The 20,421-nt window shown below is 39.3% G+C and carries 21 protein-coding genes and 1 other RNA gene; 13 read left to right on the forward strand and 9 right to left on the reverse strand.

The window, feature by feature from the left end:
• Positions 1 to 27: 27 nt before the first annotated feature.
• From ACHWSC_RS00495 to ACHWSC_RS00535, 9 genes are all read left to right on the forward strand, one after another.
• A complete protein-coding gene (locus tag ACHWSC_RS00495; RefSeq protein WP_172462307.1) occupies positions 28 to 1,899 on the forward strand; it encodes a cbb3-type cytochrome c oxidase subunit I in 1,872 nt (623 codons plus the stop codon).
• A gap of 77 nt (positions 1,900 to 1,976) precedes the next feature.
• Positions 1,977 to 3,020, forward strand: coding sequence for a heme A synthase (locus ACHWSC_RS00500; protein ID WP_070563550.1), 1,044 nt, complete (start codon positions 1,977 to 1,979; stop codon positions 3,018 to 3,020).
• A 73-nt stretch (positions 3,021 to 3,093) separates the two neighbouring features.
• Positions 3,094 to 3,999, forward strand: coding sequence for a heme o synthase (gene cyoE, locus ACHWSC_RS00505; RefSeq protein ID WP_070563553.1), 906 nt, complete (start codon positions 3,094 to 3,096; stop codon positions 3,997 to 3,999).
• The gene (locus tag ACHWSC_RS00510; RefSeq protein ID WP_075991043.1) at positions 3,999 to 4,580 is read left to right on the forward strand and encodes a cytochrome c oxidase subunit 3; all 582 of its coding nucleotides are present in this window, start codon (positions 3,999 to 4,001) and stop codon (positions 4,578 to 4,580) included. Before cyoE ends, ACHWSC_RS00510 begins: the two co-directional genes overlap by 1 nt.
• Before the next feature lie 9 nt (positions 4,581 to 4,589).
• Positions 4,590 to 5,324 carry a cytochrome c oxidase subunit 3 gene (locus ACHWSC_RS00515; RefSeq protein ID WP_046674128.1) on the forward strand — a complete coding sequence of 245 codons (735 nt, stop codon included), beginning with the start codon at positions 4,590 to 4,592 and terminating at the stop codon, positions 5,322 to 5,324.
• A gap of 26 nt (positions 5,325 to 5,350) precedes the next feature.
• Positions 5,351 to 5,728 carry a cytochrome C oxidase subunit IV family protein gene (locus ACHWSC_RS00520; RefSeq protein WP_075991045.1) on the forward strand — a complete coding sequence of 126 codons (378 nt, stop codon included), beginning with the start codon at positions 5,351 to 5,353 and terminating at the stop codon, positions 5,726 to 5,728.
• A gap of 9 nt (positions 5,729 to 5,737) precedes the next feature.
• The gene (locus ACHWSC_RS00525) at positions 5,738 to 6,466 is read left to right on the forward strand and encodes an SCO family protein (protein WP_088160235.1); all 729 of its coding nucleotides are present in this window, start codon (positions 5,738 to 5,740) and stop codon (positions 6,464 to 6,466) included.
• Positions 6,467 to 6,473: 7 nt separating this feature from the next.
• A complete protein-coding gene (locus tag ACHWSC_RS00530) occupies positions 6,474 to 7,019 on the forward strand; it encodes a DUF420 domain-containing protein (RefSeq protein WP_309364561.1) in 546 nt (181 codons plus the stop codon).
• A 199-nt stretch (positions 7,020 to 7,218) separates the two neighbouring features.
• Positions 7,219 to 7,674 (forward strand): ABC transporter ATPase, encoded by a 456-nt coding sequence (locus ACHWSC_RS00535; RefSeq protein WP_394675457.1) that lies wholly within the window; start codon positions 7,219 to 7,221, stop codon positions 7,672 to 7,674.
• A gap of 125 nt (positions 7,675 to 7,799) precedes the next feature.
• Here ACHWSC_RS00535 and mtgA read toward each other — a convergent pair whose 3' ends face one another.
• Both mtgA and ACHWSC_RS00545 read right to left on the reverse strand, forming a co-directional pair.
• Positions 7,800 to 8,564 (reverse strand): monofunctional biosynthetic peptidoglycan transglycosylase, encoded by a 765-nt coding sequence (gene mtgA / locus ACHWSC_RS00540; RefSeq protein WP_153846053.1) that lies wholly within the window; start codon positions 8,562 to 8,564, stop codon positions 7,800 to 7,802.
• A gap of 53 nt (positions 8,565 to 8,617) precedes the next feature.
• The gene (locus ACHWSC_RS00545; RefSeq protein WP_394675458.1) at positions 8,618 to 10,141 is read right to left on the reverse strand and encodes a TlpA family protein disulfide reductase; all 1,524 of its coding nucleotides are present in this window, start codon (positions 10,139 to 10,141) and stop codon (positions 8,618 to 8,620) included.
• A 144-nt stretch (positions 10,142 to 10,285) separates the two neighbouring features.
• Here ACHWSC_RS00545 and mutS point away from each other — a divergent pair, with 144 nt between their 5' ends.
• Complete coding sequence (gene mutS / locus ACHWSC_RS00550) at positions 10,286 to 12,892, forward strand: DNA mismatch repair protein MutS (RefSeq protein WP_394675459.1); 2,607 nt, start codon at positions 10,286 to 10,288, stop codon at positions 12,890 to 12,892.
• Positions 12,893 to 13,097: 205 nt separating this feature from the next.
• Here mutS and ACHWSC_RS00555 read toward each other — a convergent pair whose 3' ends face one another.
• On the reverse strand, positions 13,098 to 14,255 hold the full coding sequence (locus tag ACHWSC_RS00555; protein ID WP_394675460.1) for a hypothetical protein: 1,158 nt from the start codon (positions 14,253 to 14,255) through the stop codon (positions 13,098 to 13,100).
• A 97-nt stretch (positions 14,256 to 14,352) separates the two neighbouring features.
• Between ACHWSC_RS00555 and ACHWSC_RS00560 the strand changes: the two genes are divergently transcribed.
• Positions 14,353 to 15,060 carry a tRNA1(Val) (adenine(37)-N6)-methyltransferase gene (locus ACHWSC_RS00560; protein WP_394675461.1) on the forward strand — a complete coding sequence of 236 codons (708 nt, stop codon included), beginning with the start codon at positions 14,353 to 14,355 and terminating at the stop codon, positions 15,058 to 15,060.
• 3 nt (positions 15,061 to 15,063) lie between these two features.
• The gene (locus ACHWSC_RS00565) at positions 15,064 to 15,558 is read left to right on the forward strand and encodes a metallophosphoesterase (protein ID WP_088160241.1); all 495 of its coding nucleotides are present in this window, start codon (positions 15,064 to 15,066) and stop codon (positions 15,556 to 15,558) included.
• Between the two features lie 17 nt (positions 15,559 to 15,575).
• Here ACHWSC_RS00565 and ACHWSC_RS00570 read toward each other — a convergent pair whose 3' ends face one another.
• The gene (locus tag ACHWSC_RS00570; protein ID WP_120333520.1) at positions 15,576 to 15,884 is read right to left on the reverse strand and encodes a cupin domain-containing protein; all 309 of its coding nucleotides are present in this window, start codon (positions 15,882 to 15,884) and stop codon (positions 15,576 to 15,578) included.
• Positions 15,885 to 16,185: 301 nt separating this feature from the next.
• Entirely contained in the window at positions 16,186 to 16,521 is a 336-nt protein-coding gene (locus ACHWSC_RS00575) for a MerR family transcriptional regulator (RefSeq protein ID WP_046674120.1), read from the reverse strand.
• A 188-nt stretch (positions 16,522 to 16,709) separates the two neighbouring features.
• Between ACHWSC_RS00575 and ACHWSC_RS00580 the strand changes: the two genes are divergently transcribed.
• Positions 16,710 to 17,045 carry a hypothetical protein gene (locus ACHWSC_RS00580; protein ID WP_394675462.1) on the forward strand — a complete coding sequence of 112 codons (336 nt, stop codon included), beginning with the start codon at positions 16,710 to 16,712 and terminating at the stop codon, positions 17,043 to 17,045.
• Between the two features lie 167 nt (positions 17,046 to 17,212).
• Here ACHWSC_RS00580 and accD read toward each other — a convergent pair whose 3' ends face one another.
• The 4 genes from accD to ACHWSC_RS00600 form a co-directional block, all read right to left on the reverse strand.
• A complete protein-coding gene (gene accD, locus ACHWSC_RS00585; RefSeq protein WP_394675463.1) occupies positions 17,213 to 18,055 on the reverse strand; it encodes an acetyl-CoA carboxylase, carboxyltransferase subunit beta in 843 nt (280 codons plus the stop codon).
• A 223-nt stretch (positions 18,056 to 18,278) separates the two neighbouring features.
• An RNA gene (ffs, locus tag ACHWSC_RS00590) (signal recognition particle sRNA small type) lies at positions 18,279 to 18,376 on the reverse strand.
• Between the two features lie 305 nt (positions 18,377 to 18,681).
• The gene (locus ACHWSC_RS00595; RefSeq protein ID WP_394675464.1) at positions 18,682 to 18,909 is read right to left on the reverse strand and encodes a DUF6814 family protein; all 228 of its coding nucleotides are present in this window, start codon (positions 18,907 to 18,909) and stop codon (positions 18,682 to 18,684) included.
• Positions 18,902 to 20,407, reverse strand: coding sequence for an MFS transporter (locus tag ACHWSC_RS00600; RefSeq protein ID WP_394675465.1), 1,506 nt, complete (start codon positions 20,405 to 20,407; stop codon positions 18,902 to 18,904). The genes ACHWSC_RS00595 and ACHWSC_RS00600 overlap by 8 nt, the downstream gene beginning before the upstream one ends.
• Positions 20,408 to 20,421 lie beyond the last annotated feature (14 nt).

Consider the following 20,421-nt stretch of genomic DNA (forward strand, 5'->3'; position numbering starts at 1 on the left):
TAAGAATTTTTGAATATAAAATCGAATATGTCAAGTACAGTAATATCGCATAGCGCTGAACATCACGATTCGCACGGCCATCATCACGAGGAGTCGTTCATCAGAAAGTATATCTTCTCGGGTGACCACAAGATGATTGCTAAGCAATTCTTGATCACTGGTATCATCATGGCAGTTTTTGCGATGCTTTTATCAGTATTATTCCGTATCCAATTAGCATGGCCGGATAAAGAGTTCCCTATATTAGAAGTATTCTTGGGTAAATGGGCTGAAGGCGGTCGTATAAAACCGGAGTTTTTCCTTTCCTTGGTAACCATTCACGGTACCGTTATGGTATTCTTCGTGTTAACGGCTGGTCTATCAGGTACTTTTAGTAACTTATTGATTCCATATCAAATCGGAGCACGCGATATGGCATCTCCTTTTATGAACATGTTGTCTTACTGGTTGTTCTTTGTAGCATCAGTTATTATGGTTGCATCGTTCTTCGTAGAAAGTGGACCTGCTTCTGCTGGTTGGACAATCTACCCGCCACTATCGGCTGTTCCTACTGCAATCGCAGGATCTGCAACTGGTATGACTTTGTGGTTGGTGAGTATGGTTCTATTTGTAGCTTCACAGTTGATCGGTGGTATTAACTATGTAAGTACAATTTTGAACATGCGTACAAAAGGAATGGACTTATGGAAAATGCCTTTGACAATCTGGGCGTTCTTCTTAACTGCTATCGTGGGTATGTTGTCATTCCCAGTATTGGTTTCGGCGGTTGTTCTGTTGATTTTTGACCGTGCTGCTGGTACGTCATTCTATTTGTCGGATCTTGTTGTTCAAGGACAAATTTTACCGAACGAAGGTGGTTCACCAATTTTGTTCCAACACTTGTTCTGGTTCTTAGGTCACCCTGAGGTATATATCGTTGTTATGCCGGCTTTAGGTTTAACTTCTGAGGTTATTGCAACCAACTCACGTAAACCAATCTTTGGTTACCACGCGATGGTTTATTCGTTGATCGGTATCACTGTATTATCGTTTATCGTATGGGGTCACCACATGTTTGTAACAGGTATGAACCCGTTCTTGGGTGGTGTATTTATGATTACAACATTGATTATTGCGGTTCCTTCTGCTGTAAAAGCATTTAACTATCTTGCAACGTTGTGGAAAGGTAATATCCGTTTCACTCCAGCGATGATGTTTGCTATCGGTTTGGTATCGTTCTTTATCTCCGGTGGTTTGACAGGATTGTTCCTAGGTAATGCAGCGTTAGATATCAACTTACACGATACGTATTTTGTTGTTGCCCACTTCCACTTGGTAATGGGATCGGCGTCAATCTTCGGTATGCTTTGTGGTGTTTACCACTGGTATCCTAAGATGTTCGGTCGTATGATGAACACAAAATTGGGTTATTTACACTTCTGGTTGACTTTCATTGGTGCTTACATGGTATTCTTCCCAATGCACTTTATGGGTATCGATGGTGTGCCTCGCCGTTACTATGCATTTACAGAGTTTGCTTTCATGGCGAAATGGGTTTCTGTAAACAAATTGGTGACTTGGGCTGCAATCATTGCCGCTTTAGGTCAGGTAGCTTTCTTGTGGAACTTCTTTACATCGATTTTCTTCGGTAAAAAAGCACCGCAAAACCCTTGGCAGTCAAATACATTGGAATGGACTACTCCGGTAGAGCATATCCATGGTAACTGGCCAGGTGAAATTCCAACTGTACACCGTTGGCCTTACGATTACAGTAAGCCAGGGCACGGTGAGGATTTTATTCCTCAAAGTGTTCCTTTCTCTGAAACAATGAGCTCTAATTTGCCTCATGATTTCGAAGGAGACGAGGAAGCTGAGCGTATCCAGGCAGAATGGAATGCTCAAAATGGTAGAAAAGACTAATAAAATCTTATAAAATAGAGTAGGGATTCCTACTCTATTTTATAGAAGTTTGTATTTTAAGAGGTAGGGGTAGTATTATGTTTCCAGCAGCTGAGAAGCGATTTATAAAGACCAATTTTATAACGATCATTGTGTTGTTTTTGGTCATTATTGCTGGAGGAGTTGTTCGGAGTACAGGGTCAGGAATGGGATGCCCAGATTGGCCAAGATGTTTTAACCGTATTATTCCTCCAACAGATATCTCCCAATTACCTCAAGGATATGAACAACATTATATTGAAGGAAGGGCAAAGAAGAACGAACGTTTCGCGAAAATTGTAGAATTTTTCGGCGATAAGGAAATGGCTTACAAGCTCCGTACCGATAAGAGTATTTTGCAGCATGAAGAGTTTAATGTTGCGAAAACTTGGACGGAATATATCAATCGGTTGGTAGGCGTCGTTTCCGGATTCTGTTTGTTATTTACAGCTATTTATTCTTTCACCTATTTAAAATCAAAAAGCTCGATCGTTGTTTGGTCAGTGATTAATCTTTTTGTTGTAGTACTTCAGGCTTGGCTGGGATCGATCGTTGTATCGACAAATCTGATGCCTTGGATTATTACGGTACATATGCTCTTAGCCATTGTAATTGTTTGTATTAGTATTTATACATATTTCAAAGCAGTTACTTTGCGAAACAAGACCTTACTGGTCAATCGTTCTTTGGGTATATTAAAAGGACTTGCTATTGCTTCAATTTTATTGATGCTAACACAGGTAATTGTCGGAACGGGAGTTCGTGAGGAGGTTGATTTATTAACCGGTTCAACGATAGCCCGGACTGATTTTATAACAACTATTGGCCAACAGTTTGAGTTACATCGCTGGTTGGCATATTGTTCTTTGATTTTAGTTATTGTATTATTCTTTTTGGTCCGCACGAGTTTTAATACGGGTTCTAAGCAATATAAATTTGCTTTAATCGCATTGATTCTAGTGGGTATCCAAATGCTATCAGGAATTATCTTAGCTCGATTTGCAATACCTGCATTTGCACAGACAACGCATTTGGTGGTAGCGACGCTCTTATTTGGGGCACAGTTCTACCTGTTGTTATTGTTAAACAAGCAAAGGCACTAATCTTGGAATTCGGGATGTTTATGTTTAAAAGTACGTGTTTAATTACACTGATAGTAGGAGGTCTCTTTTAGTTATGAAAGAATTTATTTCAGATTTTAAAAAGCTTGTTAAGTTGAGACTTACGTTGACGGTCGTATTTTCTGCGTCAATTGCTTTTCTGATAGGATCAAAACAACAGGGTGATATATTCTGGTTCAATTGGTTATTGTTGACTATAGGTGGTTTTCTGGTGACAGGTTCCGCTAATGGTTTTAATGAGATCATTGAAAAGGATTTGGATAAACTGATGAAACGTACGGAAGACAGACCGTTGCCATCAGGCCGCATGACAACAGGACAGGCTTTGGTATTGAGTGTCTTTATGGGCATCTTAGGAACCTTGGTGCTTGTTCGTTTAAATTTTGTCGCTGGTCTGCTGTCGGTTTTCTGTATCCTTCTTTACGCATTTATCTATACGCCATTAAAAAGAAAATCACCAATAGCAGTGTTTGTCGGCGCGTTTCCTGGTGCATTTCCGCCATTAATTGGATATTATGCAGCCTTTTCGCAAGACGATTTAGCCTACTATAGTGGACATAACGAAGCGGCAATTATTATTATTCCCTTTGTGTTGTTTGCTATTCAGTTTTTATGGCAGTTTCCGCATTTCTGGGCAATTGCCTGGGTTGTGGATGATGACTATAAATTAGCGGGTTTTCGCTTATTGCCGACGACAAAACGTGATAAGATATCTGCGTTTATGGTATTCATTTCAGGTTTGTTTATGATACCTGCAGGTTTTATACCTTATCATTTTGGCTTTGGTGGAATTTGGTTTACGATTGTATCCGTGGTTGGTGGAATAATGTTTGGTTATTACGGTTATTTGCTGTTTAAGAATTGTGATATTCCTTCAGCGAAGAAAGTGATGTTTACCTCATTTATCTATTTGCCTGTGACACAACTCGTATTATTGCTTAACTTTATTCCGTTGAAATAATGTTAGATATACAAGCACAAACTGACGAGAAGTTAGTACAGAGAAAAGCCCAAAAGTTCAACCTATGGTTGGGTATGTTGGGTATGTTCATGATGTTTGCGGCGTTATCCAGTGGTTTCATTGTATACACAGCGAGCGGCGTGGACAAAGGGATTAAGACCCTATTGCCAAACGCACTTTTATATAGTACCTTGGTAATTGTGGTTAGTAGTCTAACGATGTTTTTAGCACATAAAGCGGCTAAAAATGGCGAGTCTTCCAAACAGCGGTTGTTTTTGATAGCAACTTTTATTTTGGGAGTTGTATTTTTTGCCTTGCAAGTTCATGCTTGGAATGTATTGATCGATAGGGGTGTTTATTTTGTGAATAACAATGCATCGCAATCTTTTATTTACGTTTTTATCTGGATGCACTTGGCGCATATTATTGCGGGGTTGATCGTTTTGATTGGCGCGATTATAGGAATTAACAAACTTCCTAAAGACGGCAATCTTTTCCGCATGGATCTTGCCAGTATTTTTTGGCATTTTCTCGATCTTTTATGGATTTATATATATGTTTTCTTACTTTTGAATCAATAATAGTAAACAATGAGTACAACAGTATCGCAATTGGATAAGGTAAAAACTGGTCCATGGAATGGTGGGAAATCACCTTGGAACTTAGAGTATGGAAAAATCATGATGTGGTTTTTCTTGGTAGGGGATGCCTTCACATTTTCTGCATTTTTGGTTTATTACGGCGCACAACGCTTTTCTCATCCAACATGGCCTGATCCTGATAAGATCTTCCAATCTATCCCAGGAATTGCAGAACATGGTCAACCGTTGGTATTTGTCGGTTTAATGACCTTTATTTTGATTATGTCATCTGTAACTATGGTTTTGGCCGTGGAAGCTGGTCATCGTAATCAAAAGAATGAAGTTGTTAAGTGGATGCTTTGGACTATTTTGGGAGGTATCTGTTTCGTAGGCTGTCAGGCTATCGAGTGGACTCACTTACACCACATGGGTTTCTGGTTTGGTAAAAATCCAGCAACAGGTTTGGAAGGTGATGCCATCAAAACAGCATTAATGCCATATTTCACACATGACATTTCTTATACTTCGGCCTTGCAATTTGCTAACTTGTTCTTTACAATTACTGGTTTTCACGGTTTCCACGTTACTGTGGGTATTATTTTGAATATCATCATTCTATGTATGACATTAAATAATACATTCGAAAACCGTGGTTCTTATCTGATGATAGAGAAAGTAGGTTTATATTGGCACTTTGTGGATTTAGTGTGGGTATTCGTATTTACGTTCTTCTACTTAATCTAATTCCGAAATAATAAATTTAGATAGCTATGTCACAATATCAAGATAATATCGCTCATGGCGAGCACGCTCACGAAGGTGGGATGGATAAGAAGGCCATCTGGAGAGTATTTGGTGTACTTTTAGCCCTTACTTGTCTAGAGTTTTTAATTGCATTGGGCTTCGTGCACCATTGGCAAATTTTAGCTAAAGGTGCGTTAGTAAATACTATTTATATCGTGCTTACTTTAGTTAAAGCTTATTATATCGTTGCATTCTTTATGCACTTGAAATTCGAGAAGTCGAGTTTCATTGTTACCGTTGCAATTGTGTTTATTTTTATTATTTATTTTATTGTTTTGATGCTTGTTGAAGGAGGGCACTTAGCATCTGCTTTTCAAGAACATCAATTGTTTCCAAATAAATAGATAAAGTGAATGGATAATAATACTGGACAAAAGAAAGGTATTAAAACTATATTGATCCTGGCAGTAATTCTTTTATTGCCAGGATTTTTATATTTTGTACTAAATAAAAGCGGTTCTAATAGCTACGCCTCTTTGCCAATTTTTGGAAAGAAAGAGGTTCCGGGAACTACCCATCGTAAATGGGGACGTGATATTCCCGATACTATCTATCATACTGTACCCCCGGTTGATTTTGTGAATTTCGATGGCAAGAAAGTGCATCTATTGGATAATGATACAACACTTTCTGTCGTCCATCTGATGTACTCTAGAGATGCTTCATTATCGCGGACGATGATTAAGCGTTTGGATCAAATCGCTAATCGATTTATTCAGAATAAGAAGGTCCGCTTGTATTCAATTACGGTTGATACGGCATACGATACACCAGAAGTGTTAGCTAAATACGCAAAAGTTTACAAACCTTGGACCAAATCTTGGTTTTTTGTGACAGATCCTTCTGTTGATATCTTTAAATTTGCCCAGGAAAGTTTATTGCAGGATGCACTTGTCAATAAGGAGGGCAGCAAACCATTTATTATTGGGTCTAATTATCTTTTACTTGATACAAAAGGACGGATAAGAGGTATTTATGACATTAATGTCAAAACGGATGTTGACCGCCTTGAGGATGAAATCAAATTATTATTGGTCGAGGAAGTCCGGAACCATCCAGCTACAATAGAACAAAAGAGGTAATTATATCATGGAAGAGAGTCTTAACAAGGAAAAAAAGTATAGTAAATGGATTTGGTTGCTATCGATTGTGATACCGATAGTGGTTGCTATCCTTTTTACGGTGAATTTACAAAAGCTGGGTTATGATGTAAAACCGCTAACATTTTTGCCTCCTATCTACGCCGCTATCAATGGGATTACGGCTGTATTGCTTTTTTTGGCCGTGGCTGCGATAAAAAAGGGAAATAAGGCTCTACACGAGCGTTTGATCAAATGGTGTATTGCTTGTTCCTTAGCATTTCTAGCGATGTATGTCGCTTATCACATGACTTCAATCGAAACAAAATATGGTGGCGAGGGAATTTTGAGACCGATCTATTTCTTTATCCTGATCACGCATATCTTGCTTTCCATTATCATCATCCCCTTTGTACTCTTTACATTTGTTAGAGGCATATCGGGTTCTTATGAACGTCATAAAAAGCTTGCCCGTATTACTTATCCCATGTGGCTTTATGTGGCCGTTACTGGCGTGATTGTTTATTTGATGATCTCTCCGTATTATATTGGTTAGCGATAACGGAAAGCAGACCAAATTATTGTTATAAAAAAACACAAAGGTGCGCCGGGTTCGATGTGTTGAATCTGGTTTAAAATTGGAATAGAAATGGATATAATGGAACAGATATTCCTTATATCCGGGAGTATAAACAGTATAGGGTTAATCAGTTGATTCGTATCGGCTAGATGGATCTGTAAAAAATCATTCGCATATGAAGCGTATCTGGATTTATCAGGCAGATCGCCTGTTAACGGCGACAGAGGGACAGGAGATTGTTACTGACCTGGAAGCTTTTGTCGAACAGTGGAAAGTACATGGAAAACCACTTTCTGCTTCCGCAGAATTGCGGGATAATCTTTTTATCATCCTTAAGGTGGACGAGGAAGTCGCGGCTGCATCAGGTTGTTCTATTGATAGTTCGGTTCGATTTTTAAAAGGGGTTGAATCCAAGTACGGTATTCAACTATTTGATCGAATGCAATTTGCTTATAAAGCGGATCAGGGAATAGGCGTGGTTAACCGTGACGGATTTGAGAAGTTATTGGCAGACGGTACCATCAACGATAATACCTTAGTATTTGATAATACCATTACCCATGAGCATCAAATGGAAGACGCTTGGGTAATACCCTTCCATCAAAGCTGGCATAAACGACTTTTTAGATAGGTTGTAAAACGAGTTATATAAGAAAGGCCATAATTACATATGGCCTTTTTTTTGATCTATCGATTTTATCTATAGATCTGTATTGCTTTTCTTCTGGTCGATCCGCCGAATAGCGATATTTTCGCTTATTCAGGAATAGTATAATGATGCATATATTTTGCTATTGCATTTGCACGTCTATTGACATAAGCAGAAGGGTTACGCGCATCCCATTCTCTTGGGTTAGGCAATATGGCTATGATCAATGCGGCTTGTTTTTTGGAAAGATTGCTGCCTGTTTTGCTAAAATAATACGAAGCTGCCGCATCGGCACCATAAACTCCCTGTCCCATTTCAATCACATTGAGATAAACTTCGAGGATGCGTTTCTTGCTCCAGAATGTTTCGATAAGAATAGTAAAATAGGTCTCGAAGCCTTTTCTTAACCAGGAGCGCCCCGGCCATAAAAAGACATTTTTGGCTACCTGCTGACTGATTGTACTTCCGCCACGTAATTTCTTTCCCTGTGCATTTTTTTTAATGGCATTCTGAATCCCTTGCATGTCGAATCCCCAATGTGTCATAAAGTGAGCATCTTCTCCTGCAATGGCTGCTAACTTTAGGTTGTCCGAAAGTTCATCGTAATCCAGCCAGTTTTTTTCCAGTTTAAATCCCTTGCCCTGTTCTTTTAGCTCAAACCCACGTTGAATCATCAACCAAGTGATGGGAGGATTAATAAACCGCAGGCTAATGACCCAAAAGAGTGAAATACCAATAAAATAGAGGACTACCCGTGTCACAATGCGCAGGATAGGAGATTTTATGGACCTCAATGGGTTGAAGGATGTTTTTTTGAAGGTATTTTGTTGTTTGCTGGACGTATTTTGTTTACCAGATCTTTTGATGGCCATATCATTACAAAATTTGTGCAAACATAAGCATCATAAAGCAAAGATTCCACATACTATTTTGTCATTTCTTCTAATTTTTCTAATGTCACGTCTTTCATCCAGGATATTGCCTTGGTATCAATTTCACCATTGGGTTTTATCACAGCATAAGTTGGAAAACCGGCACCGTTAAATAAAGACAATAGCTCGCTAATTACATTATTTTCGACAAAAATATGTGTGCCTGGTTGTTCAAGTTCGACTACCTTATTGATCCATTTCTCTTGATTTGATCCTTGATCAGTACATAGATACACGAATTCTATTGGTGATTTTACTCTCTTAGCCTCATGATGTAGTTTTTTGCTGTAAGGCATCTGACCAATACAAGGTGCACACCAGGTCGCCCATATATCTAATACGATAAGTTTATTAGGGTATTTTGCTTTGATGGTTTTAAGAAGTTCGGATCCGTCTTTGCTTTGGTTTGAGATGAGCTCGGCATCAAATGGAAATTCTTTGATAATTTTTCCTAGTGAGGTCTGTTTTGGTGCTGACTTTGCCGATGCCAGTAGCTTTTCTAATTTTGTTTGTTTAACATTTAGCCCATCTATTTCTATTCTAATATTCTCTTTCGCCCATTTGCTGTTTAATTTGTTCAGTATTGTCTTATAAATCTTATTTTGCGCTGCAATATCGTCGTCTTCAAATCTGAGGTTGATAATATCGGCGTAATTTTTAGGGAAGGTTTGACTGGCATAGTCTGCTACTTTCACGTAGTCTCCGCGAGTTTCATTGACCGGGTAAAGGACATATTTCACATAATAATGCAAAAATCTAAAATAATCGCTGACATGATTAGATATCGAATAAATAGGAACTAGTATACTATCATTAGCTACTTTAATTTTATTTGTTAGGTAGTAATCCAATTGTCTGTACGTATACTGGGCATCAGTGGCGGCGTCAATCAGCGTTTTACATGTTGTGCCGTATGTCTGATAGAAAGCCTGATCTGTATTCCGCTGAATCTTAAATAGGGAATCTAATTTATATTGAAAATTAGGGTCGCTTGGATTGAGCTGGCGGAGTGGCTTGTAAAAATCGGGATTATGCTTCTTGTCAAATAAAATATATTCGTTCATTTGCCGATTTACTTCGGCATCTTTTCCTGCAAACGAAATACCATCACCGATCATATAAATCTCTTTTTTCTTGAGCTTGCTTAGATCGAAGGTGATTTCCAATCCATCTTGAAGGTAAAGACAGGTATAAGCATAGTCACCTAAGCTAAACCATATCTGTTGGTAAGGTAGTATATGTATTTGGGTAAATTCAAAGGTACCATCGGCATTTGCCTTTATCTCATTGCTGCTTTGACTAGGTCCGATTAGGTTAACAAAGGTGTATTGAATTTTGAGATTTGAGAGTTCCTCTGGACTTGCGTTTAGCACACGGCCTGTCACTTTAGCAAGCTGTTTTTTGCCGGACTTATCATATGATTCATCGGTTAAAGAAATGGGATCTGATTTCATCTGTGCGTAAGCAATGTTGAGGAGCATTAGCGAAAGCAATAATGTGGCGAAAAAAACTTTCATAATAAATAGTTTATATGGAAATCAAATATATTAATTTGACTGTTCAAAGATTCTTAATTAGTGTTAAAATTTGTTCGATATTGTAATTTGCCAAAGCGACGATATTATCCTATTTTTACGCTTCATAAAAATTGATTTTAAAAGTTGGCAAAAGAAAAGAAAGTGACCCCATTGATGCAACAGTACAATGCGATCAAGATTAAGTATCCTGGAGCGTTGTTGTTGTTCCGTGTTGGCGATTTTTACGAGACATTTGGTGAGGATGCGATCAAAGCTGCCCAGATTTTGGGCATCGTTTTGACGAAGCGTGGTAATGGCTCGGAATCGGAAACTGCATTGGCTGGTTTTCCCCATCATTCATTGGAAACCTATCTTCCGAAACTGGTGCGTGCTGGCCAACGGGTGGCGATCTGTGATCAGCTGGAGGATCCGAAGACGACAAAAACAATCGTTAAGCGCGGTGTGACCGAGCTAGTGACGCCCGGAGTCTCCTACAGTGACAATATTGTTCAACAGAAATCGAATAATTATTTAGCATCAATTTTTATCGAAAAGGAGCGGATCGGTATTTCTTTCCTAGATATTTCAACAGGAGAATTTCTGATTGCTCAAGGTAGCGTGGCCTATATAGATAAATTGCTTCAGGGCTTTAAACCGAGAGAAATTATTCTTTCAAAAAAACAGAGCAAGGAGTTTACAGAGCAGTTTGGATCACAATATTACACCTATTTTCTTGACGAGTGGCCTTATACGGGTGATTATGCCACTGAAACGCTATTGAAGCATTTTGAAGTCTCCTCGATGAAAGGATTCGGCGTGGACCGCATGACAGCAGGAGTTGTTGCTGCTGGTGTGGCATTGCATTACCTCAATGAAACCGAGCATCGTAATCTGCAACATATTTCTACGCTTTCCCGTATTGAAGAGGACCGTTTTATGTGGCTGGATCGTTTTACGATTCGCAATTTGGAATTAATCGGATCGTTGAATGAAAATGCGGTTACGCTATCCGATGTATTGGATCATACATCCAGTCCAATGGGAGCGCGTCTACTTAAGCGCTGGATCGTGATGCCGCTCAAAGACAGAAAGAGTATTCAGGAGCGATTGAATGTGGTCGATTTCTTTTTCACTAACCGTGATTTACGGGATGAGCTGATTGATCAGATCAAGCAGGTGGGAGATTTAGAACGTTTAATTTCCAAGATCGGATTGCAAAAAGCAAATCCGCGGGAAATTGTACAATTGAAGCGCGCATTATATGCTATTGAGAAATTGAAGGAACTTACAGATCGTAAAGATGCTGATGCTCTTCGGACAATTTCAGATCAGTTAGATGCTTGTGCTGTTATACGTGAAAAAATCGAGCAACAGGTTCAGGCGGAGCCTCCTGTCGCAATCAATAAAGGGAGTGTAATCGCGGAAGGGGTGGATCCTGAATTGGATCGATTGCGCAAGATCGCTTTTGGTGGCAAGGATTATCTGCTTGAGATCCAAAAAAGGGAAGCGGAACTCACAGGGATTCCTTCTTTAAAAATAGCGTTCAATAATGTTTTCGGTTATTATCTGGAGGTCACTAATACACACAAAGATAAGGTTCCGACGACGTGGATCCGTAAACAGACGCTGGTGAATGCTGAACGTTACATTACGGAGGAACTTAAAGAATATGAAGAACAGATTCTCGGTGCTGAGGAGAAGATCCAAGCGCTTGAGAATAGATTATATGCCGAGCTATTGGTTGCCATTGCTGAATACATCAAACCTATTCAACTCAATGCTCAGCTCATAGCTAAGTTGGATGTACTGCTTAACTTTGCTGTTGTAGCGGAGAAAAACTATTATGTAAAACCCGAAGTCAGCGAGAGCAAGATTTTGGATATTAAAGGTGGAAGACACCCTGTCATTGAAAGAAACCTGCCAATAGGTGAGGATTATATTACCAATGATACTTTTTTAGATCCGAAAACACAGCAGATTATTATTATTACGGGCCCTAACATGGCGGGTAAATCTGCATTGCTCCGTCAGACTGGATTGATCGTGCTAATGGCACAAATTGGTTGCTTCGTTCCAGCAAAAGAGGCTAAGATCGGCTTGGTTGACAAAATTTTCACCCGTGTAGGTGCTTCGGACAATCTTTCTTCGGGTGAATCTACGTTTATGGTGGAGATGAATGAAACCGCGAGCATCATGAATAATCTATCGGACCGCAGTCTTATTCTTTTGGATGAAATCGGTCGTGGTACAAGTACTTATGACGGTATTTCTATCGCCTGGGCTATTGCCGAGTTTTTACATAATCATCCTGCTGCTAAGGCAAAAACCTTGTTTGCCACCCATTACCATGAATTAAACGAGCTGACTACTTCGCTGGATCGTATAAAAAACTATAATGTAACGGTGAAGGAGGTCAATAACAAAGTTATTTTCTTGCGTAAACTTGTTCCAGGAGGCTCAGAGCATAGTTTCGGAATCCATGTGGCAAAGCTCGCTGGAATGCCGCAAAAGTTGCTTAATCGGGCCAATCAAATTTTGAAAAGGCTGGAGCAGGAGCGCACAGGTGGTGAGCAGATTAAAGATAGCATGCGCAAAATCCAGAAACAGGCCTACCAATTGCAGATGTTTTCTATTGATGATCCTGTCTTGAATAAGATCAGGGATATGCTGAATAATCTGGATGTTAATTCGCTTACTCCGGTTGAAGCATTAATGAAATTGGATGAGATACAACGCCTTTTAAAGAATTAAATCTTCCCTTGGGCTTGGACACTTGCTCTCAAGCAGAATTTGTTTTTTCGATTTACATACGCCAGATGATGTTTTTTTAAGATAGACATCATCTGGCGTATTTTTTTTCTGAAAGTTTCTGGTCTTATTGGCCAGAAAGAATCTTCAGCTCGCTTTCATTACTGTTGGTGTCTGCGAAGTCATCAGGTTTTTGAAGGCTATTTGCTTAAAACCTGAAGAATAGCTCCAAGCTTCCGTAATTTGCCTGTATCGGAATCAATACCTTGCTGCTTGCATCATAAGGCGTGTAATGATAGCCGAGTTCGAAACCAATATACTTTTGGTTTTTCATGCGAAATAGGGATGCGAGACCAAGTCCTAAGTGCACATTATTGATGGTTACCATACGATCGGTGTATCCGCCATCATAATAATAACCATCCGGATCATAATAACCAGAGGAATAAGCGCTTTCTGTGATGCCGGTATCTGTAATATCTATGCCAAGGATACCTTTTGGAATCAGTATAAATTTATCATTGTCAAAAACTTTGTAACCTACAGCACCGCCCATAAATGCGGTCGCTGAAGAATTGACCGAAACATTGGAGCCCTCGTAGTTGTAATCAATATTGCGGTCGTTAGAGTTGATGCGCACCTTGAAGCCACCTTCGAAAATAAATTTTCTTTCCAGCGAGCTCATCAGCATAAATCCAAAGTTTATGTTGGTTCCGAAAATTTTGTTGGCTCCGCCAAGTGGAGTGACTACGCCGATTGAAGGAACATAGCCCAGTTTGGCTTTCTGTCTATCTCTGTACACTTTGGGGGCTGGAAACCGCTGTTGATTATCTTGTTCGTTAGCTTGTTGGTCTTGTACGGCATTAGCAACTTCAGTATCTGAAAAAAGCTCTAAAATAGTTTTTTCCTGATCGGTTAACGTATAACTATCGGAAGCAAGCAGGGCTTTGGCTCTTACTTTTATCAGGCCGTCCAGGGGATGTCTTAATGGCACGAAATTGTATTTTTCTTTATGCTGTTCGTATTGTGTTGAAAAATCGTCCTGGTCTGCCGCATCCAGTCTTTGTAGAAAATTTTTATCGAATTGATTGTCTATATAATTTTTGATCTCTGTTGTGGTATTCTTTTTTTCAATGATGTATATAAGAATACGTAAACGCTGTACAAACTCGTTGGTACCACAGCTAGCTTGTATACTATTGAGTAGGGGATCAATTTTGTCAAAGTCATTGTTGTTCAATGTTTTTGTCAATAAGGGAAGTATTTCAGTTGTATGCCGGTCACAATTCTCTTGTGCATGCAATAGTTTTGTAGGAAGCACACCGATGATGATCAATATCATAAGAGCAAGCTGACGGATATTCATGGCTTATATAGATTTGTTGCTGACTAAATTAACAAATAAATTGCAGGATACACTGGTTTGTTTGTACCAAAGGTTCTAAAAGTTTTATCTTTGATGTATGGCGTCGATATTTCGGTTTAAACAGTTTGAGGTTGATCAGTCTGACTGTGCAATGAAGATTAACACAGATGGCGTACTGCTGGCTTCCTTGCTGGAAGTAGAACCTGTGGACCGGGTGCTGGACGTAGGTACAGGCACGGGAGTCATTGCATTGATGTTGGCTCAACGGCTCGTAGACAGTAGGGTAGAGGCTGTCGAAATAGACCCTTTGGCTGCTACAATGGCTGACAGAAACTTCCGTAATTCCATTTTCCAGGAACGTTTAGTACTGCATGCTTCCTCCTTTCAACAAATGGATGTACAAGGGCATTACGATCTGATCGTATCAAATCCACCCTTTTATACAGATTCCTTACATAATCCGGATGAACGCAAGAAGCTGGCGCGACATACCGATCTGGATTTTTTTGCTGAACTGCTGGATTTCGCCGCTTTACGCTTATCGGATCGGGGAAAATTAGTGTTGATCGTTCCAACGGCATTAGCGGAAACGTTGACTAAAATTTCGGCGGAAAGGGGATTATACTGTTCCAGTGAAGTACAAATAAGCTCCTTTGAAGGGGAATCGGCCATTCGAAAAATCGTTACATTTGAACGCTTACGTGTCGAACTGCTCGCTCAACGTACGTTTGTTATTTATGCCGCCAAGGGTATTTATTCAGAAGCTTATCGAAATGCCTTGGCACCTTATTTTTTAGCTTTTTAAGTGATGACAAAGATCGGATTACTCTCAGATACACATTCTTTTTTAGATGAAGCTGTATTTACTCATTTTGCAGCCTGCGACGAGATATGGCATGTGGGCGATTTTGGTGATCCTGATGTTGCGGATCGGTTAGCCGCTTTTAAGCCACTGCGCGGAGTATACGGAAACATTGATGGTCAAGAAATTCGTTTACAATTTCCAGAAGATTTGAGGTTTAGGTGTGAGGAAGTGGACGTATTTATGACACATATTGGTGGTTATCCAGGGAAATATGCTGCACGGATAAAAGGGGAATTGATGAAAAATCCACCTAAATTATTTATTACTGGACACTCACATATTCTAAAGGTTATCTTCGATCCCAAGATCCATTGTCTCCATCTCAACCCTGGGGCGGCAGGTAAGCAGGGCTGGCACAAAGTAAGGACATTAATGCGGTTTGAGATCAATAAAGATAAAATTGAGAACCTGGAGGTTATTGAACTCAAAGACCGTTAAGTCACCTAGACTCTTCTTTAGTCTTTTTTATGAATAGACAGCCGGACGATACTTTGGGTAATAGCAAAGAGATCGTGCGGTACATTCGGCTCTAATGTCACTAACATGCCTTTTGTTAGACTGATTTTGCTTCCGTTAACACCAAAATCAATATTGCCTTCGACAATTTCTACAATAATTGATGCAGCTGTTTTATGCTCCTTTAGATATTGCCCTTCTGCAAAAGCCAAGCGATATTCTTTGCTGCCATTTGTTTCTAACAGGAGGTCCATTTTGGGTTTTTTGTCCTGAAATGTGACGTTTTGAAAAATAGATGCTGTCTGCATGGTCGTTTTGCTATTATCTGTTGTTGCTAATATATTGTTGATAAAGGTCCTGTAAATAGGTCTGTAAGATCAGGGCCTGGGTATGGAAGGTGATGGGGGGCTTTCATGGCTATATATTATAAAATAACACTATTACTGATATCAAAATAAATATATGATTTTCAGCTGTAAAATGTGTCAGCTCGTTATCTTATTTCTTCTATAAATCGAAAGAATTTCCCCCTCGGATAGACGGGAAGAAGTTGGTCAAAACGATGGAAAGTTTCCTATTGCGGGAGTTTTAAAAGAAGTTTCTCAGGTACTATAGTGAATCACGAACTTCAAGAAGAAAGTTCTTCAAGCGCTCCAATGAATCTACAACACGTTGATTTTCTTTTGCCTCAGATTTGTTGTCACGCAGGTAATCACGTGCACCCTGTAGGGTATAACCTTTATCTTTAACCAAATTGAAGATGATCTTTAAATTGGCAATATCTTCTTGCGTAAATAAGCGATTGCCTTTTTTATTTTTCTTAGGTTGTAGAATGTCAAATTCACGCTCATAAAAACGTATTTGGGACGCATTTACATCAAACATTTCTGTAACTTCTCCCATTGTATAATACAATTTATTTATTTCACGCTCTTTGTACGGCATATCTTCACGATTAATCTATAGCAAACTTAATAAAAATTCCAATTCAAAAAGAAATTTTTGCGATCTCTTATCTGATTAGGGCCTGACCGAGAGGGATATCGTACAATTCATGAGAAGCCAATAATAATTGTGTATAAAGGTAAATTTTTCTAAGTTTGACTAGTTTGAAAACGGTCTAAACATCATATATGATTATAGTTAGCAAATTTTGGACGAATTTCTTCTCTTTTGGAAAAGCCAATGCAATTACTATTTATCCTTTTATCTTTCTGAAAAATACCTTCTTTAAACAGCAGGATGACTTGATTCGTCATGAGCGTATACATTTGCGACAGGCGCTTGAATTAGGTATTCTCTTTTTCTATGTATGGTATCTCATCGAATTTACCGTTCATTTTATTCAATTAAGAGATTTTGATAAAGCTTACCGGCGTATTTCTTTTGAGCGGGAAGCGTATGATAGGGAGGGCGAAACGGATTATTTGTCCAAAAGAAAAATATGGGCTTTTTGGCAATATCTTTAAAAAGGGTGGCCTATTCAACCCTGTTATAAAACCGTCATGAGGTCAAAGGCACAACAGTTATGAGATGAATTGAAGACGCTTTCTAGCAGATAAAAGAGATACTTTCAGAAAATAAAGCGGTGCCAAGAATACTCTTGGCACCGCTTTATTTTCTATTTTGAAGGCGATTATCCCACTAATTTAAGATAAGTAGCTACTTGGTTTTTTAACTGTCTACGGTCGACAATGAAATCCAAAAATCCATGCTCAAGAACAAATTCTGAAGTCTGGAATCCTTTTGGAAGATCCTTTTTGATTGTTTCTTTAATGACACGTGGTCCTGCAAATCCAATTAATGCTCCCGGTTCTGCGATATTCACATCACCTAACATCGCGTAAGATGCTGTAACTCCTCCAGTGGTAGGGTCTGTCAATAAACAAACGTAAGGAAGTCCTGCCTTTGCCAATAACGCTAATTTAGCCGAAGTTTTAGCCATTTGCATCAATGAAAATGCGGCTTCCATCATACGTGCACCACCTGATTTGGAAATTAGCATAAATGGAATTTTATGCTCAATACAGTAATCTATCGAACGCGCGATTTTTTCACCAACGACAGATCCCATTGATCCGCCGATGAAACTAAAGTCCATACAAGCAATAACGATGTCTTGACCATTCATTTTTCCATGGCCAGAACGTAAAGCATCTTTAAGGCCTGTTTTGGCTTGACTTTCCTTTAAACGTTCAGGGTATGGCTTTGAATCGAAAAATTCTAATGGATCACCAGAATTTAGATTAGGAAATAGTTCTGTAAATTCGTTATTGTCAAATAAAATTGAAAAATATTCTTTGGAGCCAATTCTTAAGTGGTGGCCACAATATTGACAAACATAGTCGTTTTCTACTTGTTCAAGATGCAATAATGGTTTTTTACATGTGGGACATTTGTTCCACATACCATCAGGTGCTTCTTTTTTATTAGCGGTAGCTGTGCTAATACCAGCTTTTTCTCTTTTAAACCAACTCATACGATAGTTCTTATTCGATTACAAACTTATATAAATTTGCTTTTATATACAATTATAATTGTGTTGAATGTACATGCCAAGCGATTAAAACTCCTTGTGTAACAGGGCTTCTATAAATAGGGGAAATGCGGGTAACAATTGGGATATATAAGATATTTAGCTGATTATTAGGTTAGAATTGAATTTTGGACCGGAGGATTAGTCAAAAAAAATGGGCATAAAAAAAGGGTAAGCTACTCCTATCGCACCGCTCAACCAAATACCCTTGCTTTGTTCCCAACCTGGGGGAGTCAATGGGAGCTGGTCGTAGAAGACTTACCCGCCACAAAAGTAGAAAAAAAAACAGTTTTAGGAAAGAAAAAATGCTATTTTATCTTATGCTACTGATTATCATTGCAATAAATTGTATTTAGTAGCTGCTCTTAGCTTTATTTTATGGTGGAAAATAGTTGGTATCTGTGTAAATCCGCTAAAAATGACGTAAAATAAGGGCTTGACGAAGTCCACTGGCTGTAATTATTCTTTTGGAAACATCGAAAGTAGTATAATCTTGCATATATAAGATCGACTTTGAATAGGCGAAATAGTTTAATTTTGCTTATTCAAAGTCGATCTCATTTTTTGGTCTACATTTTGTCTTGATTGTATTCGCCTAATAGGGAATAATAGCCAAATAAGCCGAGTCCAATGGAGATTATGGGGGTCAAGATGCACAGGATAATGATTCCGAAAACGAGATCTTCCTGATGTCCCGTTGAAATCTTTGGCAGGGCCAGTTCAAAAATGGAGAAATAAGCAGTAAACAATGCTAAAACGATCCAAAGTATGCCGAGAAATTTTTTGAGATTATTCATGTGTTGCGGGAGTTGATTTGTTGTTGATATAAATACTACCAATGATAAAACATACAATGGCAATGATAATAGGGTACCACAAACCTGCAAGATAGAATTGCGGGGTATTGGATGCTTCAGCATTTGTCGTTAAGTATGTCGATACCGCAGGAAGGAGGCCGCCGAATATTCCATTTCCAACATGATAGGGTAAGGACATGGATGTGTACCGGATCTTTACAGGGAATAGTTCAACAAGAAAAGCCGCGATGGGCCCGTACACCATTGTAATATAAATCACTTGTATAAAGATCAGCAGGACGAGCAGCATATAGTTCTTGCCTGCAAGATGGACTGTGGTTTTGGTCATTGGCTGTCCTTTGAGTTTTCCTGACTGATGTATCATGCTGGCTATAGTAACTTCCGTCTGGTCCTCATATTGAGTCTTGATGATCGAAATGATTTCTGTTGTTTGCGGTCCATGGGGGACCTCCGTTGTTTCGTTCACCTTGACTTTCTGTTCTACATTGGAAAGTTGGTACATGGATTCGTAAATCGGGCGGTAAGTCAATACGGCAAGTAACATCCCGCCGAGCATGATCCATTTTCGTCCAATTTTGTCACTAAGCCATCCAAATACGACAAAAAATGGAGTTCCCAACAGTAGTGCGATGCCGAGGATGGTATCGGCCTGGTCAGATTGAAGGTGCATGACCGTTTTCATGAAACTCATCGAGTAAAACTGTCCAGTGTACCAAACAACGCCCTGTCCCATGGCTGCACCAAAAAGTGCGAGCAGTACAAATTTGAGGTTGTAGCGGTTGCCAAAGCTTTCTTTTAGCGGATTTGTACTTGTTTTTCCTTCCGCTTTGGCCTTGCTAAATTCGGGTGATTCCTTCATCTTCTTACGAATAAGATAGGAAACGTATACCATGACTAAAGATAGGAGGAAAGGAACCCGCCATCCCCAAGAATCAAATTGTGATTCACTGAGAAAGCCTTTGGTCAGGAGGATAACAACGAGTGATATGAAAAGGCCAAAGGTAGCTGTTGTTTGTATCCATGATGTCCAATAACCCCGCTGGCCCAATGGGGCATGTTCAGCGACGTAAGTTGCTGCACCTCCATATTCTCCTCCTAGGGCAAGACCTTGCAAGAGACGAAGGATCAACACCAGCAGCGGTGCCCAAAACCCAATACTCTCATAGCTGGGGATACAACCTATGAGAAATGTTGCTCCGCCCATGAGCATTAAAGTAACCATAAACGTATATTTTCGACCGATAATATCACCTAGTCGCCCAAAAAATAGGGCGCCAAATGGTCGGACAACAAACCCTGCGGCAAATGTGGCTAGGGTTGAAAGAAAAGCCGCTGTTGGATTTTCTGCTGGAAAGAATTTGGTGGAAATTACAATGGATAGGCTGCCAAAAATGAAAAAGTCATACCATTCGATTAGTGTTCCCATGGAGGAGGCTCCGATGACTTTCCAGATACTTTTTGTATTGTTTTCGTTCATTAATTCTTGGTTTT

It is taken from the genome of uncultured Sphingobacterium sp. (genome assembly GCF_964277905.1).
Classification (GTDB): Bacteria; Bacteroidota; Bacteroidia; order Sphingobacteriales; family Sphingobacteriaceae; genus Sphingobacterium; species Sphingobacterium siyangense.

What these genes read in the sequence shown, in the direction of transcription:
- ACHWSC_RS00495 (WP_172462307.1), top strand. Translation starts at nt 28, where the DNA reads ATGTCAAGTACAGTAATATCGCATAGCGCTGAACATCACGATTCGCAC.
- ACHWSC_RS00500 (WP_070563550.1), top strand. Translation starts at nt 1,977, where the DNA reads ATGTTTCCAGCAGCTGAGAAGCGATTTATAAAGACCAATTTTATAACG.
- cyoE (WP_070563553.1), top strand. Translation starts at nt 3,094, where the DNA reads ATGAAAGAATTTATTTCAGATTTTAAAAAGCTTGTTAAGTTGAGACTT.
- ACHWSC_RS00510 (WP_075991043.1), top strand. Translation starts at nt 3,999, where the DNA reads ATGTTAGATATACAAGCACAAACTGACGAGAAGTTAGTACAGAGAAAA.
- ACHWSC_RS00515 (WP_046674128.1), top strand. Translation starts at nt 4,590, where the DNA reads ATGAGTACAACAGTATCGCAATTGGATAAGGTAAAAACTGGTCCATGG.
- ACHWSC_RS00520 (WP_075991045.1), top strand. Translation starts at nt 5,351, where the DNA reads ATGTCACAATATCAAGATAATATCGCTCATGGCGAGCACGCTCACGAA.
- ACHWSC_RS00525 (WP_088160235.1), top strand. Translation starts at nt 5,738, where the DNA reads ATGGATAATAATACTGGACAAAAGAAAGGTATTAAAACTATATTGATC.
- ACHWSC_RS00530 (WP_309364561.1), top strand. Translation starts at nt 6,474, where the DNA reads ATGGAAGAGAGTCTTAACAAGGAAAAAAAGTATAGTAAATGGATTTGG.
- ACHWSC_RS00535 (WP_394675457.1), top strand. Translation starts at nt 7,219, where the DNA reads ATGAAGCGTATCTGGATTTATCAGGCAGATCGCCTGTTAACGGCGACA.
- mtgA (WP_153846053.1), bottom strand. Translation starts at nt 8,564, where the DNA reads ATGGCCATCAAAAGATCTGGTAAACAAAATACGTCCAGCAAACAACAA.
- ACHWSC_RS00545 (WP_394675458.1), bottom strand. Translation starts at nt 10,141, where the DNA reads ATGAAAGTTTTTTTCGCCACATTATTGCTTTCGCTAATGCTCCTCAAC.
- ACHWSC_RS00555 (WP_394675460.1), bottom strand. Translation starts at nt 14,255, where the DNA reads ATGAATATCCGTCAGCTTGCTCTTATGATATTGATCATCATCGGTGTG.
- ACHWSC_RS00560 (WP_394675461.1), top strand. Translation starts at nt 14,353, where the DNA reads ATGGCGTCGATATTTCGGTTTAAACAGTTTGAGGTTGATCAGTCTGAC.
- ACHWSC_RS00565 (WP_088160241.1), top strand. Translation starts at nt 15,064, where the DNA reads ATGACAAAGATCGGATTACTCTCAGATACACATTCTTTTTTAGATGAA.
- ACHWSC_RS00570 (WP_120333520.1), bottom strand. Translation starts at nt 15,884, where the DNA reads ATGCAGACAGCATCTATTTTTCAAAACGTCACATTTCAGGACAAAAAA.
- ACHWSC_RS00575 (WP_046674120.1), bottom strand. Translation starts at nt 16,521, where the DNA reads ATGCCGTACAAAGAGCGTGAAATAAATAAATTGTATTATACAATGGGA.
- ACHWSC_RS00580 (WP_394675462.1), top strand. Translation starts at nt 16,710, where the DNA reads ATGATTATAGTTAGCAAATTTTGGACGAATTTCTTCTCTTTTGGAAAA.
- accD (WP_394675463.1), bottom strand. Translation starts at nt 18,055, where the DNA reads ATGAGTTGGTTTAAAAGAGAAAAAGCTGGTATTAGCACAGCTACCGCT.
- ACHWSC_RS00595 (WP_394675464.1), bottom strand. Translation starts at nt 18,909, where the DNA reads ATGAATAATCTCAAAAAATTTCTCGGCATACTTTGGATCGTTTTAGCA.
- ACHWSC_RS00600 (WP_394675465.1), bottom strand. Translation starts at nt 20,407, where the DNA reads ATGAACGAAAACAATACAAAAAGTATCTGGAAAGTCATCGGAGCCTCC.